The sequence below is a fragment of the Pseudomonas sp. GW821-FHT01D09 genome (assembly GCF_059422465.1).
On record NZ_JBWKWY010000006.1, the window covers coordinates 127,337 to 147,564 of the forward strand.

The 20,228-nt window shown below is 58.3% G+C and carries 18 protein-coding genes and 1 pseudogene; 10 read left to right on the forward strand and 9 right to left on the reverse strand.

Annotation, left to right across the window (positions count from 1 at the left end; genetic code table 11):
• Nucleotides 1-97 precede the first annotated feature (97 nt).
• Together AC07W7_RS09105 and AC07W7_RS09110 are read left to right on the forward strand one after the other, a co-directional pair.
• A complete protein-coding gene (locus AC07W7_RS09105) occupies nucleotides 98-709 on the forward strand; it encodes an FMN-dependent NADH-azoreductase (RefSeq protein ID WP_099168959.1) in 612 nt (203 codons plus the stop codon).
• A 201-nt stretch (nucleotides 710-910) separates the two neighbouring features.
• Nucleotides 911-1,948, forward strand: a complete 1,038-nt coding sequence (locus AC07W7_RS09110; protein WP_495039156.1) for an alpha/beta hydrolase family protein — start codon at nucleotides 911-913, stop codon at nucleotides 1,946-1,948.
• On the opposite strand, the gene AC07W7_RS09115 is transcribed toward AC07W7_RS09110, so the two are convergent.
• The 4 genes and pseudogenes from AC07W7_RS09115 to AC07W7_RS09130 all read right to left on the reverse strand — a co-directional run bounded on the left by AC07W7_RS09115 (nucleotide 1,942) and on the right by AC07W7_RS09130 (nucleotide 6,723).
• Nucleotides 1,942-3,114 (reverse strand): MFS transporter, encoded by a 1,173-nt coding sequence (locus AC07W7_RS09115; RefSeq protein WP_169866611.1) that lies wholly within the window; start codon nucleotides 3,112-3,114, stop codon nucleotides 1,942-1,944. The genes AC07W7_RS09110 and AC07W7_RS09115 overlap by 7 nt on opposite strands.
• A 167-nt stretch (nucleotides 3,115-3,281) precedes the next feature.
• Nucleotides 3,282-4,868, reverse strand: a complete 1,587-nt coding sequence (locus AC07W7_RS09120) for an ABC-F family ATPase (protein ID WP_076960863.1) — start codon at nucleotides 4,866-4,868, stop codon at nucleotides 3,282-3,284.
• A gap of 5 nt (nucleotides 4,869-4,873) precedes the next feature.
• Nucleotides 4,874-5,215: pseudogene (locus AC07W7_RS09125) on the reverse strand (site-specific integrase); the annotation flags it as partial.
• Nucleotides 5,216-5,502: 287 nt separating this feature from the next.
• Nucleotides 5,503-6,723 (reverse strand): DUF4765 family protein, encoded by a 1,221-nt coding sequence (locus AC07W7_RS09130; protein WP_495039157.1) that lies wholly within the window; start codon nucleotides 6,721-6,723, stop codon nucleotides 5,503-5,505.
• Nucleotides 6,724-7,548: 825 nt separating this feature from the next.
• Here AC07W7_RS09130 and AC07W7_RS09135 point away from each other — a divergent pair.
• The gene (locus tag AC07W7_RS09135; RefSeq protein WP_495039158.1) at nucleotides 7,549-8,205 is read left to right on the forward strand and encodes a hypothetical protein; all 657 of its coding nucleotides are present in this window, start codon (nucleotides 7,549-7,551) and stop codon (nucleotides 8,203-8,205) included.
• Nucleotides 8,206-8,305: 100 nt separating this feature from the next.
• Here the strand turns inward: AC07W7_RS09135 and AC07W7_RS09140 are convergent, their stop codons facing one another.
• On the reverse strand, nucleotides 8,306-8,716 hold the full coding sequence (locus AC07W7_RS09140; RefSeq protein ID WP_099168953.1) for an Imm70 family immunity protein: 411 nt from the start codon (nucleotides 8,714-8,716) through the stop codon (nucleotides 8,306-8,308).
• A gap of 477 nt (nucleotides 8,717-9,193) precedes the next feature.
• Here AC07W7_RS09140 and AC07W7_RS09145 point away from each other — a divergent pair, with 477 nt between their 5' ends.
• Nucleotides 9,194-10,006 carry a class I SAM-dependent methyltransferase gene (locus AC07W7_RS09145; protein WP_169901599.1) on the forward strand — a complete coding sequence of 271 codons (813 nt, stop codon included), beginning with the start codon at nucleotides 9,194-9,196 and terminating at the stop codon, nucleotides 10,004-10,006.
• 134 nt (nucleotides 10,007-10,140) lie between these two features.
• On the opposite strand, the gene AC07W7_RS09150 is transcribed toward AC07W7_RS09145, so the two are convergent.
• Nucleotides 10,141-10,551 carry a TIGR03067 domain-containing protein gene (locus AC07W7_RS09150; RefSeq protein ID WP_169866613.1) on the reverse strand — a complete coding sequence of 137 codons (411 nt, stop codon included), beginning with the start codon at nucleotides 10,549-10,551 and terminating at the stop codon, nucleotides 10,141-10,143.
• Nucleotides 10,552-10,956: 405 nt separating this feature from the next.
• On the opposite strand from AC07W7_RS09150, the gene AC07W7_RS09155 reads away from it, so the two are divergent.
• The 4 genes from AC07W7_RS09155 (at nucleotide 10,957) to AC07W7_RS09170 (ending at nucleotide 15,163) form a co-directional block, all read left to right on the forward strand.
• Nucleotides 10,957-12,297: an LPS O-antigen chain length determinant protein WzzB gene (locus tag AC07W7_RS09155; RefSeq protein ID WP_099168951.1), complete on the forward strand. Its 1,341-nt coding sequence runs from the start codon at nucleotides 10,957-10,959 to the stop codon at nucleotides 12,295-12,297.
• 284 nt (nucleotides 12,298-12,581) lie between these two features.
• Nucleotides 12,582-13,481 (forward strand): lipid A hydroxylase LpxO, encoded by a 900-nt coding sequence (gene lpxO, locus AC07W7_RS09160; RefSeq protein ID WP_076960867.1) that lies wholly within the window; start codon nucleotides 12,582-12,584, stop codon nucleotides 13,479-13,481.
• A 187-nt stretch (nucleotides 13,482-13,668) separates the two neighbouring features.
• Complete coding sequence (locus AC07W7_RS09165; protein WP_076960868.1) at nucleotides 13,669-13,986, forward strand: hypothetical protein; 318 nt, start codon at nucleotides 13,669-13,671, stop codon at nucleotides 13,984-13,986.
• A 19-nt stretch (nucleotides 13,987-14,005) separates the two neighbouring features.
• Nucleotides 14,006-15,163, forward strand: coding sequence for a PQQ-dependent sugar dehydrogenase (locus tag AC07W7_RS09170; RefSeq protein WP_495039159.1), 1,158 nt, complete (start codon nucleotides 14,006-14,008; stop codon nucleotides 15,161-15,163).
• Nucleotides 15,164-15,205: 42 nt separating this feature from the next.
• Here the strand turns inward: AC07W7_RS09170 and AC07W7_RS09175 are convergent, their stop codons facing one another.
• Together AC07W7_RS09175 and AC07W7_RS09180 are read right to left on the reverse strand one after the other, a co-directional pair.
• A complete protein-coding gene (locus AC07W7_RS09175; RefSeq protein ID WP_076960870.1) occupies nucleotides 15,206-15,685 on the reverse strand; it encodes a nuclear transport factor 2 family protein in 480 nt (159 codons plus the stop codon).
• Between the two features lie 44 nt (nucleotides 15,686-15,729).
• Nucleotides 15,730-16,293, reverse strand: coding sequence for a TetR/AcrR family transcriptional regulator (locus tag AC07W7_RS09180; RefSeq protein ID WP_099168948.1), 564 nt, complete (start codon nucleotides 16,291-16,293; stop codon nucleotides 15,730-15,732).
• Nucleotides 16,294-16,417: 124 nt separating this feature from the next.
• Here AC07W7_RS09180 and pssA point away from each other — a divergent pair, with 124 nt between their 5' ends.
• Entirely contained in the window at nucleotides 16,418-17,761 is a 1,344-nt protein-coding gene (gene pssA, locus AC07W7_RS09185; protein WP_495039160.1) for a CDP-diacylglycerol--serine O-phosphatidyltransferase, read from the forward strand.
• Here the strand turns inward: pssA and AC07W7_RS09190 are convergent.
• The gene (locus tag AC07W7_RS09190; protein WP_076960873.1) at nucleotides 17,758-18,960 is read right to left on the reverse strand and encodes an MFS transporter; all 1,203 of its coding nucleotides are present in this window, start codon (nucleotides 18,958-18,960) and stop codon (nucleotides 17,758-17,760) included. The genes pssA and AC07W7_RS09190 overlap by 4 nt on opposite strands.
• A gap of 184 nt (nucleotides 18,961-19,144) precedes the next feature.
• On the opposite strand from AC07W7_RS09190, the gene AC07W7_RS09195 reads away from it, so the two are divergent.
• On the forward strand, nucleotides 19,145-20,161 hold the full coding sequence (locus tag AC07W7_RS09195; protein ID WP_495039161.1) for an AraC family transcriptional regulator: 1,017 nt from the start codon (nucleotides 19,145-19,147) through the stop codon (nucleotides 20,159-20,161).
• Nucleotides 20,162-20,228 lie beyond the last annotated feature (67 nt).

Consider the following 20,228-nt stretch of genomic DNA (forward strand, 5'->3'; position numbering starts at 1 on the left):
AACTATCGCATTTTAATTGGCTAATCGGCTATTGGAATGACCTGTAGGATTCTCTCCATCAGATCGCCCGGTGGCGATCCTCACTTGGAGATCCCACATGAAACTCTTGCATATCGATTCCAGCATCCTGGGCGACAACTCGGCCTCCCGCCAGTTGAGCCGCGAAGTGGTCAAGGCCTGGCAAGCGGCCGAGCCGGGTGTGGCAGTCACCTACCGCGACCTGGCCAGCGAAGGCATCAACCATTTTTCCGGGATTACCCTGGGCGCCCTGGGCACCGCCGCCGAGCTGCGTGATGCAGTGCAGAAGCACGAAGCCGACCTGAGCGCCTCGACCTTGGCCGAGTTCCTGGCCGCCGACGCGGTGGTCATCGCCGCGCCGATGTATAACTTCACCATCCCCACCCAGCTCAAGGCCTGGATCGACCGCATTGCCGTCGCCGGCCAGACCTTCCGCTACACCGAAGCCGGCTCGGAAGGCCTGTGCGGTAACAAGAAAGTCATCGTGGTCTCCACGGCTGGCGGCCTGCACGTAGGCCAGCCTTCCAGCGGCGCACACGAGGACTACCTGAAGTTGTTGCTGGGCTTCCTGGGCATCACTGATGTCGAGTTCGTCCGCGCCCATGGCCTGGCCTACGGTGACGAAGTGCGCAGCAAGGCGCTGAACGACGCCAATACCGTGATCAGCGAGCAGTTGTTCGTCGCAGCGTAAGCCCTGTGTAAAGATCGCCGCGACTTGCTGTCAATCTGATCCGAGACGCCTAGACTCTGTATTCTGCTGGCCTGAAAACCAGCGGGATACAGGGTTTTTTGTTTTGGGCGGGCGAATCTGGCGCAGGTTATGCTTTGCAGGGCCATGCCGCCTGAGCCTGAACCGACTCGCAGGCGTCACACAGCCCAGGTGGACAGCCCCATGATGCGTTTTTGTGCAGTCTTGCTGCTTTGCCTGCTCAGCGGCCTCATTCCCGTGCACGCTGCCGTGGCCCCGCACCCCCACTGGAGCGTGGGTTATCACCGCATGAGCTTTCTCGACCCACTGGATGGGCAGCCGATGAAAGCCATCGCGTTTTATCCGTCCACGGGCGCGGAACATATCAACCAGGTGGGCGCGTATCGCGTCGCCGCCACCGAGGACGCCAAGGTCGCCATCGGCCGCTTTGCGCTGCTGATGCTGTCCCACGGCAATACCGGCACGCCCCTGGCCTTGCACGACCTGGCAACGTCGCTGGCGCGCAAAGGGTTTGTGGTGGTGGCGGTGCTGCATCCTGGCGACAACTACAAGGACCACAGCCGCCTGGGCACCTTGAGTAACCTGTATGGGCGCCCGCTCCAGATTTCTGCAGCGATTAGCGCCACCCTGGGCGACCCGATGCTGTCGCCGTTCGTCAATGTGGATCAGGTGGGCGTGATCGGCTATTCGGCGGGCGGCGAGACGGCACTGATCCTGGCCGGGGCCAGGCCGGATTTCGAGCGCCTGCGCCGCTATTGCCAGGAACGTCCCGAAGACCGCGACGCCTGTACGACCAAGGGTGAGCTGGTGGTCGACCGCGATGACCTGCAACCCCAGGCCGATCCCCGGATCCACGCGTTGATGCTGATGGCCCCGCTGAGCCTGATGTTTGGTCGTCATACTCTGGGCGACGTGCATGTACCGGTGCTGCTGTACAGCGGCGATGGTGACAAGCTGGTGGCCGTGGACAAAAACGCCGCCGCCCTGGCGCGCAAGCTGCCGCAGCCGCCGGATTTCAAACTGTTGGCCGGGGCCGGGCACTTTATCTTCATGGCGCCCTGCGATGACGAGCAACTGGCGCTGATGCCAGCGCTGTGTACCGATGCCGATGGGGTGGACCGCGAGGGCATCCACCGCGACCTGGTCTCCGAGGCCGGGCGTTTTTTCAGCCGCACCCTCGGCCAGCACGCGCGGGCCGGCATGCAGACCGCGGATCAGTAGGCCCGGCGCATCAGCAGCAAGGTCAGGCCCAGGCCCGTGACGCAGAGCAGCGCCGCGCCGAAGAAGATCCACGAGTAACCCAGGTTCAAGGCCACCGCGCCCATCAATGGCCCGGCAATCGCCAGCGCCAGGTCGAAAAACACCGCATAGGCACTCAGCCCCGCGCCGCGGCTGCTGTTGGGCACCTGTTTGATGGCTTCGACGCCCAGTGCCGGGTACACCAACGACAGGCCAAACCCGGTGAGGCCGGCGCCGATCAGGGCGATGGCGGGAGAGGGCGCGAGCCATAGCAGGGCCAGGCCGAGGGTTTCCAGGCTCATGCAGGCAATTGCTGCGCGAAAGCCGCCAAAACGGTTGATGCTGGAGATAAACAGCAGGCGCGAGAGGATAAAACAGAGGCCAAACACCGTCAGGCACCAGGCGGCGTCGGTCCAGCCGCGACTGAGGTAGAACAGGGTAATAAAGGTGGTCAGGGTGCCGTAGCCGATGGAGGCCAGGCACAGGCTGGCGCCAAACGGTGCAATCCGCCCGAACACCGCCCAGAACGGCAGGCGCTCGCCGCGCACCACCGGCACCGAGGTTTTTTTGCGGATCAGCACCAGGCCCAGCCCGGCCAGCAGCGCCAGGGCCAGGCCCAGGCTGTTGTAGCCGTATTGCGCAACCATCACCACGCCCAGCGGTGCGCCAATGGCGATAGCACCATAGGACGCGATACCGTTCCAGGAGATCGAGCGCGCGGTGTGTTCGGCGCCGACCTGGCCCATGCACCAACTGATGGTGCCCACGCCGATCAGGCCCTGGGCCACGCCCAGTAGCACGCGGCCGACCAGCAGGACCCCCAGGCTCAGGCTGGGCAGGCTGTGCAGCAGCGTGGCGAAAAAGGTCAACACGCCGCCGAGCAGGATGCCGCTCAAACCGAGCACGATCGCCCGTTTGGTGCCGAGGTTGTCCGAGATACGCCCAGCCATGGGGCGGCTGAGAAGGGTGGCCAGGTACTGCGAACCGATGGTGATGCCTGCCACCACGGCGCTGAAGCCCAGTTGTTCATGGACGTAGCCGGGAATCACCGCAATCGGCAGGCCGATGCAGATAAACGCGATAAAGGTATAGAAGACGATGGAGACGATCTGCAAGGTGATCGACAGGGAGCTGGGGGCGGCAGGCATGGAGGCTTATTCGCGGCAGGGCGGTGAACGCATCATGGCAAGGGCATGGGGAAAAAGGAAGCAGGCTAACGATCCAACGACAGCGTCATTTCCGTCAATGCAAAAAGCCCCGTCACTGCTGGCGGGGCTTTTACTTGCTGCTTGTGGCTAACCGCTATTGGCTGCCCTTAAAACACCACACCCTGGCTACGCAGGTAGTCGTCGTAGGTGCCGCTGAAGTCGATCACGCCGCTTGGGCTCAGCTCGATGATACGGGTGGCCAGGGACGATACGAACTCACGGTCGTGGCTGACGAAAATCAGCGTGCCCGGGTAGTTCTCCAGCGCCAGGTTCAGCGCCTCGATGGATTCCATGTCCAAGTGGTTGGTCGGTTCGTCCATGATCAGCACGTTGGGCTTTTGCAGGATCAGCTTGCCGAACAGCATGCGACCTTGCTCGCCACCGGAGATGACCTTGACCGACTTGAGGATCTCGTCGTTGGAGAACAGCATGCGGCCAAGGGTGCCACGGATCACTTGTTCGCCTTGAGTCCATTGGCCCATCCAGTCGAACAGGCTCATGTCGTCTTCAAAGTCATGGGCGTGGTCCTGGGCGTAGTAACCCAGCTCAGCCGCATCGGTCCACTTCACGCTACCGGCGTCCGGGGTCAGTTCGTTGACCAGGGTGCGCAGCAGGGTGGTCTTGCCGATACCGTTCGGGCCGATGATCGCCACGCGCTCGCCGGCTTCAACCTGGAAGCTGAAGTCCTTGAACAGTGGCTTGCCGTCAAAGCCTTTGGCCATGCGTTCGACGATGACCGCCTGGCGGTGCAGCTTCTTGGTTTGCTCGAAGCGGATGAACGGGCTCACACGGCTCGAAGGCTTGACCTCGGCCAATTGGATCTTGTCGATCGCCTTGGCGCGGGACGTGGCCTGCTTGGCTTTCGAGGCGTTGGCCGAGAAGCGGCTGACGAACGATTGCAGTTCGGAGATCTGCGCTTTCTTCTTGGCGTTGTCCGACAGCAACTGCTCGCGGGACTGGGTCGCCACGGTCATGTACTCGTCGTAGTTGCCCGGGAACAGGCGCAGCTCGCCGTAGTCCAGGTCAGCCATGTGGGTGCACACGCTGTTCAGGAAGTGACGGTCGTGAGAGATGATGATCATCAGGCTGTTACGCTGGGTCAGGACGTTTTCCAGCCAGCGGATGGTGTTGATGTCCAGGTGGTTCGTCGGTTCGTCGAGCAGCAACACTTCCGGGTCCGAGAACAGCGCCTGGGCCAGCAATACACGCAGCTTCCAGCCTGGCGACACTTCACTCATCGGGCCGAAGTGCTGCTCGATGCCGATACCCAGGCCCAGCAGCAGTTCACCGGCACGGGATTCGGCGGTGTAGCCGTCCATTTCGGCGAACTCGGTTTCCAGCTCGGCCACGGCCATGCCATCTTCTTCGCTCATTTCCGCCAGCGAGTAGATGCGATCGCGCTCGGCCTTGACCTTCCACAGCTCTTCGTGACCCATGATCACGGTGTCGATCACGTTGAATTCTTCGTAGGCGAACTGATCCTGGCGCAGTTTACCCAGGCGCACGTTCGGCTCCAGCATGACCTGGCCGCCGGACGGATCGAGGTCGCCCCCGAGGATTTTCATGAAGGTCGACTTGCCGCAACCGTTGGCACCGATCAAACCATAACGGTTACCGGCGCCGAACTTGACCGAGACGTTCTCAAACAGCGGCTTGGCGCCGAACTGCATGGTGATGTTAGCTGTGGAGATCAATTACTTTACCTATCAATAGCTTGGGGTGCGCTTATTTGAGCTGGGACCAATTTGGGACCAATCTGGAGCTTTTCCAATTCGCTCCAGTCCGAGCTTGAGTTGATCCAACGCGCATAAGTCGAGAGCAGCATCTGCACGCTATGGCCGAGCTGCTGGGAGATGAAGGCGGGGTTCATGCCAGACATAATGCATATTGTCGCATAGGTGTGGCGACAGTTGTATGGCGGGCGACGACGGATGTTCAAAGCTTTTAACGCCGGAGTCCATTGTTTGTGCAGGTCGGATGTCTGTTTCACGTACTCCGAGTGCTTCGAGGGCGGAAAAACGAAAGGTGTTTCCAGCACCCTTACGGTGGCGAAGAACGCGGTCGCTCCGCGCTTGCTGGCGATGCTTACCAGGCGTTCCCACTCTCGTACCTGGTCTACTTGTCGCCGATTGCTGATCTTGCTCTATGACGTAGGCTTGCCTATGGTGCGGAGCCGAAGCCGTAGACCGGAGAATAAGAGTTGACAGGCTGGCGTTTGGGAGCCCGCATGAGTAAACCGGACTACTCATGTTTCAGGCTTGGTAGAGCCTCACCCAGACAGAAAGATGACGGGGCATGGTCGCCCCGTCATTTACGATTGATTAAAATTTATGATGCGTTTGGAATATTGCGCTCAGGTTTTCCAAAAGTCCGATCATATATTTTTAAGATTTCAATAGGCGCATTTTTATTTGCAATGAATCCATGCTCCACCGCGCTGCCTTTACTAAGGTACTTAGCCTTTATACGGACCACAACTAGATAGCGGCCTCTGGAGAATTGATCTGCAGTATTTATACTCGTAGAAAATTCTGGAAGAAAGGCCCCTCTTCCAACTTGTCTTTTAACTTCGTTGGTAGTAGGTGGAGCTGCAAGTACATCGACTGGCTCCCCTCCAGCACTTCCATTTGCAGCCATCGCTTCTATTGATAATTTTGAGGTTCCCCGAAATAAAGTAACAAATTCCTCTCCGCGCTGCGGATTGACTGCCCTATTCATTACTTCATCAGTTGGAGTCGAAGAAAGGCTGTTGCTTTTGTCTGTCAGTTCAATAGGTAAAGGCCCGTCATCAGGGTTTTCAGGATCACGCTCTAGGTTTTCTAGTGGTAATTCAGCGTATGAGGGCAGACGTTCAAGCTCCAAATTAGATGGAAGTCTTGGTGGGTTTACGGGGCTCAGTGGAATTCCTATCCGGCCGTTTATCCTCTTAAGGATACTTGTGATTGGTTTACCGTCTGGACTTACAGTTTCACCAGAGGAACTCACCTTTCGAGGGCCACCAAGAGGCTCAATGGTAATAACTTCCTTTCCCTGAAGCCTGAAACCAAGAGGGAAAGAGTTCATTTTTGTCTGAACTTCGTCACTGGCGATGCCTGCAACCTGGCCAGTGGTGACCATAACGGCTCCCACGCCGCCCGAGGCTCCGACCACCGTTGCAATCACTTGACCTACCTTGCTTAAAACCTCCCGATCCGATGGGTCAAAGGTTGGAGTTTTATTATTTAACGCAGCATGGAGGTCATCAGCAGACTCAAAGAAGGAGGTAACTGGCTGAGTAAATGCTTTATTTACGATTTTCAGAAAGTCGTTGAAAGTATAGTCGGTTCTAATTCTCGGATCATGCGGGGCGGTTGTGGTGGTAACTCCACCTCCTAGATCGACTACTTTCCCGGGGTTGTTCTTTGCATCTTCAAGAGCTTTGTCATGATCTATTGTCGGGGTCTGAGTGGTCGGTGGCTTATCGGAAGGTTCCTCACGAGGGGGCGGCGCCGCGAGTGCTACACCTGAAATAGCCAGTGCCAGCAAAGAGAGTAGCTTGATGTTTTTCATGTGTATATCTGCCTATATTTAATTGTACGAAGCCGTAAGCAACTAGAGCGTGCTTATGGCAAGTCAGATTAAGATTTTTATATAATCATTTGGCCATCAGTAGTTCCTTTATCAAACATTCGAGACACAAAGTTGCATCCAGGAAATATTGTGTCAAGAGTGTTTCAAATAGTGGGGGTCTATTGGGGTAATAGAAGATATTTATTAATTTTTATTAACTTTTTATTTCAGTAAGTTAATTGGTTTTCTGGATTTGAAAGAGGTGAAGTTTAGGTGGGAGTTATTTTTTAATGATGGCGAGGTAACTTCCGAATTCGCTCTGATGATTAAGGTTTTTTAGCTACAACACAGGAGAGGGGAACTGCTTGGATATTTATCTCTGACTGAGGCACCTGAGCAGACACACTGATAAATGCATTGCTACGCATTAGGGGAATTATTTGATTCGTTTGCAGTTACCATATTCAGGCGCCGCCCTCCGTGACCGGATGCAGCGAGCAGGGAGGGTTATTCGTCGCCGTCACAGGCGTTCATTTGGAGCGATTTGGCAAAACCCACAGGGTGCTCAGGTAGATCGTCCATCGGTGGGGAATGCTGCAAACGGCCTGGCCAATCTTCTCCGGCGCGATGTCTTCAGCGACTTGTGATTGACCATGCCCTGATGGCCACTGGGGTCGGTGTTCACTACTGTGACGTGGTTGGCAATCAATCGCGACCGGAGGCTTGCTAAACATCGGAGTTTTTGACCTTGGCGGCCTCCCTGTGCTTAATTGATCATCGTTTTTTGAAAATCTAATTCAGTAAATTTTTATGAGGCAAGTAGACATGAAAAAAATTGCTTTCATTGTTCTTCTGTTTGTCATTGCTCCGGTTTGCTTTTCAAAAAATAATGATAAGGACGTTGGGGGGAATACCACCCAAAGCTCAAAACCCGTTTCTGATGGCCTGGACTTGGCAAATCTTACATTTAAAGAAAATATTCAATCTATTTATAAGGTAGCTGGTGTTGATGCAGTTTCATCGGAAGAAAAAACATTGTTTGGGTATGAGAGATCGGAAAGCTCTTCGCCGAATTTATTAAATTACAATGGTGTGAGTCTTTCTGGCGAATTTGAAGAAAAGAAGAATAAAATAGTTTTCCATTATTCTGAAGTGGAAGAAATATTGTCAATGTACGAACTGAGAATTTATTCACGTTCACAGAGTAGCGGTCTAGTCGGGGAGATCCAGGAAAAAATGGGTCTGCCGCTTGTTACAAAACTCAGCACTGATAATGAGAATGGCATCAGCTTCAAACAAGCCGTGTGGGCAAAAGGAGATGTTATTTATTTTATTTTGCAGGAGTTAGATGGTTCTGGTGTCAAGACCTCGAATTTGGCAGTATTTGAAAATAGCAATAAAGATTTTTATAAATTGCTTGGGCAAAAGGGCTATGCCATTGATCCCTCATCACTTATTGAGGAAGCATTAAGGCGGCGCTGAGGGGGATTTTCAGATTTTTATAATTGAAAATTTCAAGGGGTTTGAAAGTCCAAGTCGAAATCTACAACCTCTGTGTCCTATAGCGGCCGGCTACAGCCTGTCACTGAAGAAGGACATCCCGTCGCTCTTCGATAGAGGTGGCTAACACCTCTTCAAGTATGTGGAAAACGTCGCGCCCGGTACTCGATACGAAGTAGTTACCAAGGTTCGTGATGTGCGGTGCGATGTTGTCGCCCCAAGGTGGTTTGGCCAAGCGGTTCTCGATGTCCCAGACAACAGATGAGGGAGGTAAGTTGCTCAACGTGGCTTTCGCCATCCGTAGTTCCGTAAGTGCAAACAGGGCGCTCACATGAGCGAGGCGGCCCTGGTAGAGTTCATTCATCAGGTGTGGAAGGCTGCGCCCCCAACCAGTGGGTTCGCAATGAGCGCTGATGGTTGAGAAAAAAGAGTGCACGAACGATGGCGCGCCAAGTTCTTCTGTGATTGACCCCACTGTTACTCCGACTGTCATCTGCGATCCTCGTGACGTGGCGTTGCGGCCTGTGTGATTAACCGTTGGATATTGAGTATAGCGCTTCCCTGCGAACACCGTTAAACCTGTATATATCCAGTATTTTGGCGGGCCAAAGTTAACAGGAAAATATGGGGTGCATGTTGGAATTTGGCGCGCATTGTCGCATAGGTGAGGCGCGAGTTATATGACAGGCAGGCCTGTCGGACGGCGAGCAGTGCCTGGCTTGGTTATTTGGGCTGTAAATTCTACAAAATTCATCAAGTTGTATCGAAATTGTCTCGATTGTCCGATCCCGTGTTGATAACAGTTGAACATCCAATGGCCGTGGATTAAGTTTCCACCGTTCGCCCTGCAGTGATGGCTCTTTACCGGTTCAGGGATGGCGAGGCTGTCGGTGCGGGGCGAACCACCTTTTTATTTTTTGACGGCGCTCATTGCCATTGTGTTGCGCACGCTCAACCGTTTGGAGACGCAATGGACACGCTGTCTGCTCAACAGGCCATCGCCAGTAACAAGGCCGCCTGGAACGAATCCGCCGCACACCATAAAGCGACCGAGCACTGGCAAGGCCTGCTTGAGGCCGTTGGCGAGCCGGGGTTCAGTTGCCTGGATCCGACCCTGACCGCCCTGTTGTTGCAGGTGGGGATCAGGGGCCGGGACGCGGTACAACTGGGGTGCAATAACGGCCGTGAAAGCCTGTCGCTGTATGGGCTGGGCGCCAGCAGCGTGGTCGGGATCGACCAGTCCGATGCGTTTCTTGCCCAGGCTGCGGAACTGGCCAGCCGGTCGCCACATTCACCTGAGTTTATCGAAACCGATATTCATCATTTACCCGAGCGCCTGCACGGGCGGTTTGACATTGCCCTGATCACCATCGGCGTGCTGAATTGGATGCCGGATATCGCACTGTTTATGCGGCATGTCGCCAGCACCCTGAAAGCAGGGGGGACGCTGGTGATCTACGAGACCCATCCGTTCCTGGAAGTGTTCGATCCCGAAGCTGCCAACCCGATGTTGCCGGCCACTTCATACTTTCGCCGCGAGCCTTTTGTGCAGCACGAGGCAATTGTCTATGAGGGGGCGAGCAAGGGGGCCGCCGCTGCCTCTTACTGGTTCGTGCATACCCTGGGGGAGATTGTCAGCGCGGCCATCGCGGCGGGGTTGCAACTGCGGCATCTGCAGGAGTACCCACACTCCAATCGTGAAGAAGTCTACGACCAGTACGAGGACCAGGCGGCGCAATTGCCGATGTGCTACACCCTGACCGCCGTCAAGTGCCCGGCCTGAAAAAGCCAGGCAAAAAAAGGCCCGCTGGGGCGGCGGGCCAAGGGATTTACTTGAGGAGTTGGGTTCAACCTATCGCGCCAAACGTGAAGCGTTTGTGAAAATCCTGTCGCTAAAACGGATGCCACCCAACCCCCTCAAGCCCGGCGCACGAAGGTGCGCATTGTCTGCCCTGGCGTCGTACTGAAATGCGTCGGCCGGGGCATGCCTTCATCTGCCGCGATAAACACGAAGCGCTCATCTTCCAGGGTGTAGCTCGCAGGCAGACATTTGCCGGCGTCGGCCCCGATGGCATCGATCCAGGTAATGCTCTTGGGCGTGGTGCGGGCGTCCAGGGTAAAACACCCCTCCAGCAAGACCTTGCCATCGAGGGTCATGACCTGGAATCGATCCCCCTCAATTGTGGTTAGCGCACCGGGCGCACTGTGTTCATCCGGTGGGTTGGCGATGCCGCTGTCTTCCAGGGCGATCTGCTCCCAAGTGCCTTGCAGGGCCTGTCGATCCCGTTCGGTTGGGCACGGGGTGGCGTGGGAAGAGGGCAATGGCATGCAAAAACTCCTGTTTTGATAAGGCCTCAATGGCGGGCTCGCCGACAGCAAGAAATGTTTCCTGTCGAGTTTGGTTATTAGGTTTTGTAGGAAATCTCCCAAAGTTGTGCGCCTGTCGGGTTTTTTCCTTTGCCAGCAGATATTTAAAACGATTTTGGCCTATCGTGAGAAGGATGTTTCTTGATATGTCATCTACGCTGAGCGGCGTCCTATATGACATTAATCTTTCTGAAGGAAAACAATCTCGATGCGGTAGGGACTTTTTCAGTGACTGAATGGTCGGATGACCGTTGCCTTATGTCGTATTAGCCATATCCAGGGCGTTGTCCCTGCATTCTCAATTGGTTATTCAGATCTATTGTGTAGTGGGCAGCCAGTGTCCACTTTTTGAAGGGTGTCCCCATTTTGAATAGAACTCCTCAGGTTCAAGCCCCCGTGGTGTCTGATGAAATTGATTTATTTGACCTGTTCCACTCGATCTGGCGGCAAAAGAAACTGGTAATCGGTTGTACCCTTTTTGCAGGCCTGGTGGGCGTTGGCTACGCGTTGTTGGCCCCCCGTGAGTACCAGGTCAGCAGTGTGCTGCGCCCTGCGGCTATCAATGAGTTGGATGCCCTCAATCGTTCCGAAGTCTACAAGTTGCCGCCGGCGGACGCGCTGGCCAAAGTGGGCGCGCAACTGGATTCGTACGATGCGCGACTGAGCTTCTTCAAGGCCAACCCGGCGTTGTTCCAGGCGTTCCAGGAGCCGGGGCGCAGCCTGGAACAGAGTTTCGAGGCGTTCAACCGCAACTCGATCAAGCTGATCCTGCCTGACCCGAAGAAAGCGGACTCCTTGAGCAGCTATATTCGCCTCGAACTGCAATACCCCACGGATATGGACGGGGTGGCGATTCTCAACGGGTTTGTCGACTACGCCATTGCCGCCGAGCGCGAGCAAGTGGGCGCCGACCTGAAGGTGATCGTCAACAATCGCCTCACTGAGCTCAAAGGCAAGATTGACGCAGCACGCGCCAATTACGAAACCGACAAGGAATCGAAAATCGCCAAGCTGCTCGAAGGCGACAAGCTCAAGCGCGCCCAGCTTGAAGATGAACTCAGCGCCTTGCGCCTGCAGATGAAAATGCAGCGCTCCAACCGCTTGGCCGAGCTCAATGAAGCCATTTCGATTGCCAAGTCCATGGGCATCAAGAACCCGACCACCCCGTCGTCCATGGCCGATGCCGGGCGCAACGGCTCCAGCCAGGTGATGCGCACCGAGGTCAACAACCAGCAGATTCCCCTGTACTTCCTTGGTACTGAGGCCCTGGAAGCCGAGCGCACGGCCTTGCAGCAGCGGACCAGCGACGACTTCACCAACAGCCGTGTCGCGGAAATCGGCAAGGAACTGCAGTTGCTGGAGGTCAATCGCCAGGTCGAGGTTATGAAGCGGCGGGGCAATGAAGATATTTTCCTGCAGGATGTCGAGCCCTTGCGTGCTGAAGTGGCCCGCCTGCGCGGCCTGAATATCGATATGAGTGCCTTGAAGCTGGTGACGATTGACCGGCGCGCCCAGGAACCGCTGAGCCCGATCAAGCCGAAGAAAGTCCTGGTGGTTGCCTTGAGCCTGGTGGCCGGGTTGCTGTTGGGGATGTTTATTGCGCTGGTTCGCCATCTGGTCCTGACACGCCGCACCGTGGGCTATCCAGCCCTGGACGATGACCGCTTTACCCGGCGCGAACGCAAGGATGACCAGCCATTGGGCTGAGTCGCGCGAGGCCTTTCCCGGGCTGCGTCGCAGCCCGGCATACCCGCCACCGCACTTTCGGGGTGGCGCGGCTATACAGTTGGAAGACACCTTTTCACAATTCTTAGTTAACCTTTGGTTACAATCTGTGGCTAAAATAACTGCCATTGGCCACTATCCGAATGGTCTCCAAGACACTCGTGGGCCTGTTAACGAATTGTGATTTCAGGGGCTGCATTTTCCATTCCGGGCTCGGCAGGGCCTAAAGGGGCAGCCAGTACTCTTCTGATATGTGACGAATTCCCGTGAAACTCATCATTGTTGCCCTTTACGTTGTCTCCATTGCGTATGTACACCTGCGTGGCCGGGTGCGACATAAGCTGGGCCGGCAGTTAAGCGACCACTCGACCTTCCTTGCACCGGTCAACTGCTTCCTCTACGCGTTCTCCAGGTTGCCCGGCCGGCCTTACTTGTCGCCCAGTGACTTCCCCGACCTGAGCCCGCTGCAGGAGCATTGGCAGGTGATTCGCGAGGAAGGCCAGAACTTGATGCGGGCCGGGGAGATCAAGCGTTCGGATCAATACAACGACGTGGGTTTCAACTCGTTTTTCAAGTCGGGCTGGAAGCGTTTCTACCTCAAGTGGTACGGCGACAGTCACCCTTCGGCCATGAAGCTGTGCCCACGCACCACTGAGCTGGTGCAAAGTATCGGTTCGATCAAGGCCGCGATGTTTGCCGAATTGCCGCCAGGTTCCAGGCTGGTGCGCCATCGTGATCCCTACGCGGGTTCCTATCGTTACCACCTGGGCCTGGATACCCCCAACGATCCAGGCTGCTATATCAATGTGGACGGTGAGAACTACTACTGGCGTGACGGCGAGGCGGTGATGTTCGATGAGACGTACATCCACTACGCCGAAAACACCACGACGCAAAACCGCATCATTCTGTTCTGCGATATCGAGCGGCCCATGAAGTATCGCTGGGCGGCGGCGTTCAATCGCTGGTTCAGCCGCAACGTCATGGCCGCTGCCGGCTCGCCCAATGATGCCGGGGACAAGACCGGCGGCTTGAACCGCGCCTTTACCCGCCTGTACAAAATCCGCCTGCGGGGCAAGGAACTGAAAAAGCGCAACCGTAGCCGCTACTACCTGGAAAAGTGGGCGATCTTCGCCGGGTTGGCGCTGCTCTTCATATTGATCTGATCTCATCCGGGGGGGGCATATCAGTCCGACGGATTCGTCCCCCAGTCTCTGCGCCATCTGCTGGCTGTTGCCCAGGCTCTGCAAAGCCGTGTTACACCTGCCTGGAAACTATTTAGTTACCCAGCCCGAACCCAACGCGTAGCGTGTTATCGAATGCAGGTATTCCTCGCCCCAGAGAGGCTTTGTCATGAACCGCCGTACACGCAGCCTTGTGGTGCTGGTCCTGGGCCTCGCCTTGAGTGGCGGGGCCCAGGCGCAGAACCTGCCCGGCAACAACAACCCGTATAACAGCCCGATCAAGCGGGCCAACCCCAACAGCATGCAGGGCACGCAGCCCTCGATGCCCGCCACGCGTGGCACCTACACCGCGCCTGTGCCTCGGCCGCCGACCCTGGAAAACGGTGGCATCGGCAACCGCTACCCGCAGCGTGATGCAGCCCCCGCACGTCCTGCCCCGCAACCCTCAGCCCCGACGCAAGATGCCAACGGCAATCGCCGGCCCTGAACGCAAGGAGCCCCACGGTATGTTTCTACGCAAATCTCTTTTAGCGACCTGCTGTGCCAGTGTCTTGGCCGTCGCACTGCCCGCGTTTGCTGCCGATACCCGGCAGTTTCCCAGCGAGCAAGGCAGCATCAGCGTCACCCCGATTGTCAAAGGCCTGGACCACCCCTGGGCCGTGGCGTTCTTGCCAGACAAGCAGGGCTTCCTGGTTACCGAGCGTCCTGGCGCGCTGCGCTTTGTGAGCAGTGATGGCAAGTTATCCGCCCCCCTGAGTGGCGTGCCGCACGTGTGGGCCAAGGGGCAGGGGGGCTTGCTGGATGTGGTGCTGTCGCCTGATTTCAAGGAGGACCGCCTGGTTTATCTGTCTTACGCGGAAGGCGGCGGCGAGGGCGGGACGGCTGGCACGGCGGTGGGGCGTGGCCGTTTGAGCGCGGACCTGAGCGGCTTGCAGGACTTCCAGGTGATCCTGCGCCAGGAGCCCAAGTTGTCTACCAGCAATCACTTTGGTTCACGCCTGGTGTTTGACCGCGATGGCTATCTGTTTGTGACATTGGGGGAAAACAACCAGCGTTCCACAGCCCAGGACCTGGACAAGTTGCAAGGCAAGGTCGTGCGGATCTACCCGGATGGCCGCGTGCCGGATGACAACCCGTTTGTCGGTCAGCCGGGGGCCCGGCCGGAGATCTGGTCCTATGGCCAGCGCAACCCCCAAGGTGCCGCACTGAACCCCTGGACCGGCACCCTCTGGGAAAACGAACACGGCCCGCGCGGTGGCGATGAAATCAATATCATCGAGCGTGGCAAGAACTACGGCTGGCCACTGGCGACCCATGGCATCAACTATTCCTTGCTGCCGATTCCCGAGGCCCTTGGCAAGACAGCAGACGGCACGGTCGGCCCGCACCATGTATGGGAAAAGTCGCCGGCCATTAGCGGCATGGCGTTCTACGACGCCGACCGGTTCAAGGCCTGGCAGCACAACTTGTTTATCGGCGCCTTGGCCAGCCAGGAGCTGATCCGCTTGCAGTTCGACGGCGATCGGGTGGTGCACGAAGAGCGCCTGCTGGGCGAGTTGAAGGCGCGCATCCGCGACGTACGCCAGGGCCCGGATGGCTTCCTGTACGTGCTCACGGATGAAGCGGATGGCGTGTTGTATCAGGTGGGTTTGCAGCAGGATTGAGCTATAAGCGGCAAGCACACTGGGTGCTTGCCGCGAAACCCCCTACAACCCCAATTCCGACAACCCCGGGTGATCATCCGGGCGCCGGCCCAGTGGCCAGTGGAATTTGCGTTCGCTTTCCTTAATCGGCATGTCGTTGATGCACGCATACCGGTTGGACATCAGGCCATCCTGGTCAAACTCCCAATTCTCGTTACCGTAGGAGCGGAACCAGTTGCCGGAGTCGTCGTGCCATTCATAGGCATAACGCACGGCGATGCGGTTGCCGGTAAAGGCCCACAGCTCCTTGATCAGGCGATAGTCCAACTCCCTGGCCCATTTGCGTGTGAGCAATGCCCGGGCCTGCTCGCGGTTGTGGGCGAATTCGGCGCGGTTACGCCACTGTGTGTCCAGGGTGTAGGCCAGCGACACGCGTTGCGGGTCACGGGAGTTCCAGCCGTCTTCGGCCAGGCGGATCTTTTCAAGCGCCGATTCCCGAGTAAAGGGCGGTAATGGCGGACGCAGGTGTGCATTGTCTGACATTTGAGAGTTCCTTCAGAACATTAATCGTTAAACCCATCCAACGTTCAAAGTGCCAATAACGTTCGCGCCATGCATTGCGCATTATCAGCAGCGGTTACATCGCCCATGATCAGGGCCATGGTAATGGCGCCATCCACCAGGATCAGCAGGTGCGCGGCCTGTTGCTCCGGGGCGGGGGTGCCATGTGCCTTGCACAGTTCGAGCAGGTACTCGAACAGTTTCTGTTTGTGCGCCTTGGCCAGCAGGCGTACCGGGTCTTGCGGGTTGCCGGTCTCGCCGCTGGTGTTGATAAAGGCGCAGCCGCGAAAGTCCGCGGAGCCAAACCAGCGCTTGAGGGCGCTGAACACGCCAAGCAAGCGCGCGCCGCTGTCGGCGTAGGGCTCGACCTCGCTGCGCAGCCACTGCAGCCAGCGCTCGTCGCGCCGCTGCAGGGCGGCGATCACCAGTTCGTCCTTGTTGGCGAAGTAGCGGTAGATGCTTTTTCTGGAGACGCCGGCGGTTTTCACCAGCAGATCCATGCCGGTGGCCGCAATGCCATGCCGGTAGATCAACTTTTCGGTGACGTCCAGGATAATGTCGCGGGTTTCACTGCTGGTCATATCGTTCATGTCGCCAACAGTAGAACGATCGTTCTTCTTGGTCAAACAATTATTTTCGGCATCTCGTGGGCAGACCTGGCCACCCCCATGGTGTAAGCTCTCGGGCTCTTCGGATTCGATCATTGCGGGCCCTATGCCGTCGTTATTCAAACGTTCCCTGTTACCCAAGTTGCGCGGTTTTCCCCTGACCGCCGATGCTATCGAGGTGCTGTCCGGCGCCGCTGAGTTTCGCCGCTGCCTGCTGGAGAAAATCGCCCAGGCCCAACACCGTATCTACCTTGTCGCCTTGTACCTGCAACAGGACGAAGCGGGCCAGGAGGTGTTTGACGCGCTGCATGCCGCCAAGGCGGCGCGGCCCGAGCTGGAGATCGTGGTGATGGTGGACTGGCTGCGCGCCCAGCGCGGCCTGATCGGCGCGGGCAAGCAGCCGGGCAACAGCGCCTGGTACCAGGCGATGACCCAGGCACACCCCACGCACGTGCCGGTGTACGGGGTGCCGGTGCAAACCCGCGAGCTGTTTGGCGTGCTGCACCTGAAGGGCTTCGTGATCGATGACAGCGTGCTGTACAGCGGCGCCAGCTTGAATAATGTGTACCTGCACAAGTTCGACAAATACCGCTTCGACCGTTATCACCTGATCCACAACAAACCATTGGCCGACTCCATGCAACACCTGGTGGAGCACGGGCTGGTAGCGTCCAAGGCGGTACACCGCCTGGACCTGCCCAACCTGCCCACCACCCGCAGCCTGCGCAATGACATCGGTGACTTGCGCAGCCGGCTCAAGCACGCGACCTATGACACCACGGCCGGCCAGGCTGGCATTGGCGGGTTGTCGGTCAGCCCGTTGCTGGGGGTGGGCAAGAACAACCCGCTGAGCCGGGTGATCTGCGAGCTGATCGCCAGCGCCCAGCAGCAGTTGACCCTCTGTACCCCGTATTTCAACCTGCCGCTGCCGGTGACCCGGGAAATCAACCGTGCGCTGGCCCGTGGGGTGAAGATCGATATCATCGTCGGCGACAAGACCGCCAACGACTTCTACATCCCGCCCAGCGAACCCTTCAGGATCATCGCCGCGCTGCCGTATCTCTACGAAATCAGCCTGCGCCGCTTTGCCAAGCGCCACCAGCGCATGATCGACAGCGGCCAACTCAGCCTGCACCTGTGGCGCGACGGGGATAACACCTATCACCTCAAGGGCATGTGGGTCGACGAGCGCTACACCTTGCTCACCGGCAACAACCTCAACCCCCGGGCCTTCCGCCTGGACCTGGAAAACGCCTTGCTGATCGACGACCCCCAGGGCCAGTGGCTGGCGCCACGGCGCAGCGAGCTTGCAGAGATTTTCCGGCATGCCACGCGGATCCAGGGCTACCAGCAGTTGCAGACGCTGGTGGATTACCCCGAAGCCGTTGGCAAGTTCTTGCGCCGGGTCAGCCGGGTGCGGGTCGAGCGCTTGCTGTACCGGATCCTCTAGTGGCGCGGTGCCGGCCAGAGCGCAACGAGCAACAACAGGGCGGCGGCGACCAGGTAGGGTAGCCGCGGTTCGACGGCATAGATCAGGGTGGCGGCCAGGGGGCCGACCACTACGCCCAAGCCTTGCGCGGCACCCACCGAGCCGGCGGTGGCCCCTTGTTCCGAGGCCTCCACCGCATTGGCCGCCAGGGCGGCAAACGCCGGGAAGATCCAGCCCATGCCCGCCGCCGAGACGAAGAAGCACAGCCAGAGGATCCACGCCGTATCGGCGAACATGCTGCCGGCAAAGCCCAGGGCGGCGACGATGGCGCCGACGCGGATCATCCGCAGCGGTGGCCACTCCAGTTTACGCACCAGCAACTGCGAGCAGATCAAGGCCAGGCCCACCATCGTCAGGGCGATCCCGGCGGTTTGGGCGGCGTCAGCCGGGTTCATTTTCAGGCGATCAAGGGCGAAAAAACCCACGGTGATCTGGGCGATGGACACACACAACATGGCGACAAAGGCCACCACCAGCGGGCGGCGCAGGCGTGGGTCCGCGAGGTTGACGGCCTTGGGCGGTTGCTTGAGGTGCAGTTCCTGGCGGGGCAGTTTTACCAGTAGCACCAAAAAGCCCGCCATTGGCAACAGCGCCATGGCATAGAACGGCAGGCTCAGGCTGTAGCGGGCCAGCAGCGCGGCAATCGCCGGCCCCAGCACCAGGCCACAGGCGTTGGCCGCCCCCAGCGAGGCCATGGCCTGGGTGCGGTGGGCCGGCTCGATATTGTCCGCGATCAGCGCGTAGCCACCGACCGGGATCGCGGCGTAGAACACCCCGATCAACCCGCGCCCCAGCACCAGCCCGATAAACGCCAGCATGGCCGAGGGCAGCAGTTGCAGGGAGGCGTCGATAAACACGCACAGCGCCCAGTACGCCAGGGTGAAGCCGCCGGTGCCCAGCAGCAGCACCCGCCGCCGGCCCAGGCGGTCACTGGCCTGGCCCCAGGGGCGCGCCAGCAGCATCCAGATCACCCCGGACACCGTCACCGCCGCCCCCGCCTGCCAGGTCGCCAGCCCCAGCACCCGGGCGATGGGGCCGATCAGCGAGACAAACGCCATCATCGCCATGGTGCAGGCCATATTGGCGATCAGCAGGGGGCGCAGGTTGAATGTCACTGGAGTGGGCAAGGCAGCATCAAGGCTGGCGGCTGAATCGGGCATGGGAAATCTTCCTTGAGTGGGATCGATTGAACGTTATAGGTAAGACGGCTAAACACAAAGCGCGATTAACCGCGATGATAGAAATCCGCAGCCCACGCGCGCGCGGCAGTGGGGGCGCAATTTGGGTTTCTCATCTGCCCACACGCTCCTACAATGGCCCACCTACAAGCTTGAGCCCTGGCCCATGTCGGAAAAAGACACAATCTCTATCCACCTGGTTGGCGAAGCCCTGTTGCAGAGCTGTGCTCCCGGTGCAGCGACGCGGGAGGCCCTGAACAAGGTCGGGATCGACCCCGTGTTGCTGGAGCAGCCCGCCGCCCGGGTCCCGGCGCTGGCGTACGCCCGGCTCTGGCGCTTGCTGGCGCGGCGCCGGGATGATGAGTTCTTTGGCATGGACCCGCGCAAGCTCAAATCCGGCAGCCTGGCGTTCCTGTGTCATGCCTCCATGGCCCAGCCCACCCTGGGCGAGGCCCTGGAAACCGGCCTGGGCTTCCTGTCGTTGATGCTCGAACACCTGCCCGCGCAATTGGTGCGCCAGCAAAGCCTGGCGGAAATCGTCTTGCTGGAACCCGAGCCCGAACCGCGGCGGGCGTTCACCTATTTTTGCTACTGGATGATCGTCCACGGTGTCGCTTGCTGGTTGGCCGGCCGGCGCATCCCGATCCTGGCGATTGAACTGCGCGGCGCGCAGCCGGCGTTTTGTGATGATTACCAGGTGATGTTCTCTGACAACCTGCGCTTCGACCGGCCCCGCACCCGGATGATCTTCTCGGCCGACTGCCTCGACCTGCCGATCAAGCGCAGCCCCGAGGAGCTCAAGCGCTTCCTGGCCCATGCGCCCGCCAACATCCTGGTCAAATACCGCGACCCGGACAGCCTGGCGATGCGCATCAAGCATGACCTGCGCCAACAGCCGGCCCAGCAGTGGCCGGAAACCGAAAGCCTGGCCCAGCAATTATGCATGTCCGCGTCCACCCTGCGTCGGCGGCTGGCGGAAGAAGGGCAGACCTACCAGGGGCTCAAGGACAGCGTGCGCAAGGAGTTGGCGATTGTCTGGCTGGCCGAAGCCGAGATCAGCTTTGCCGAGATTGCCAGTCGCCTGGGTTTTGCCGATGTGAGTTCGTTCTACAAGGCTTTTCGCAAATGGTCGGGATCCAATCCTGGGCATTACCGTAGTTTGATTCTTAATGATGCTACGTAGGACATAAGGGCGTAGATAAGGCTCAGTTAAAGTTCCCGGCCGGCTTTCTATAACCGTGTAGGGTTTG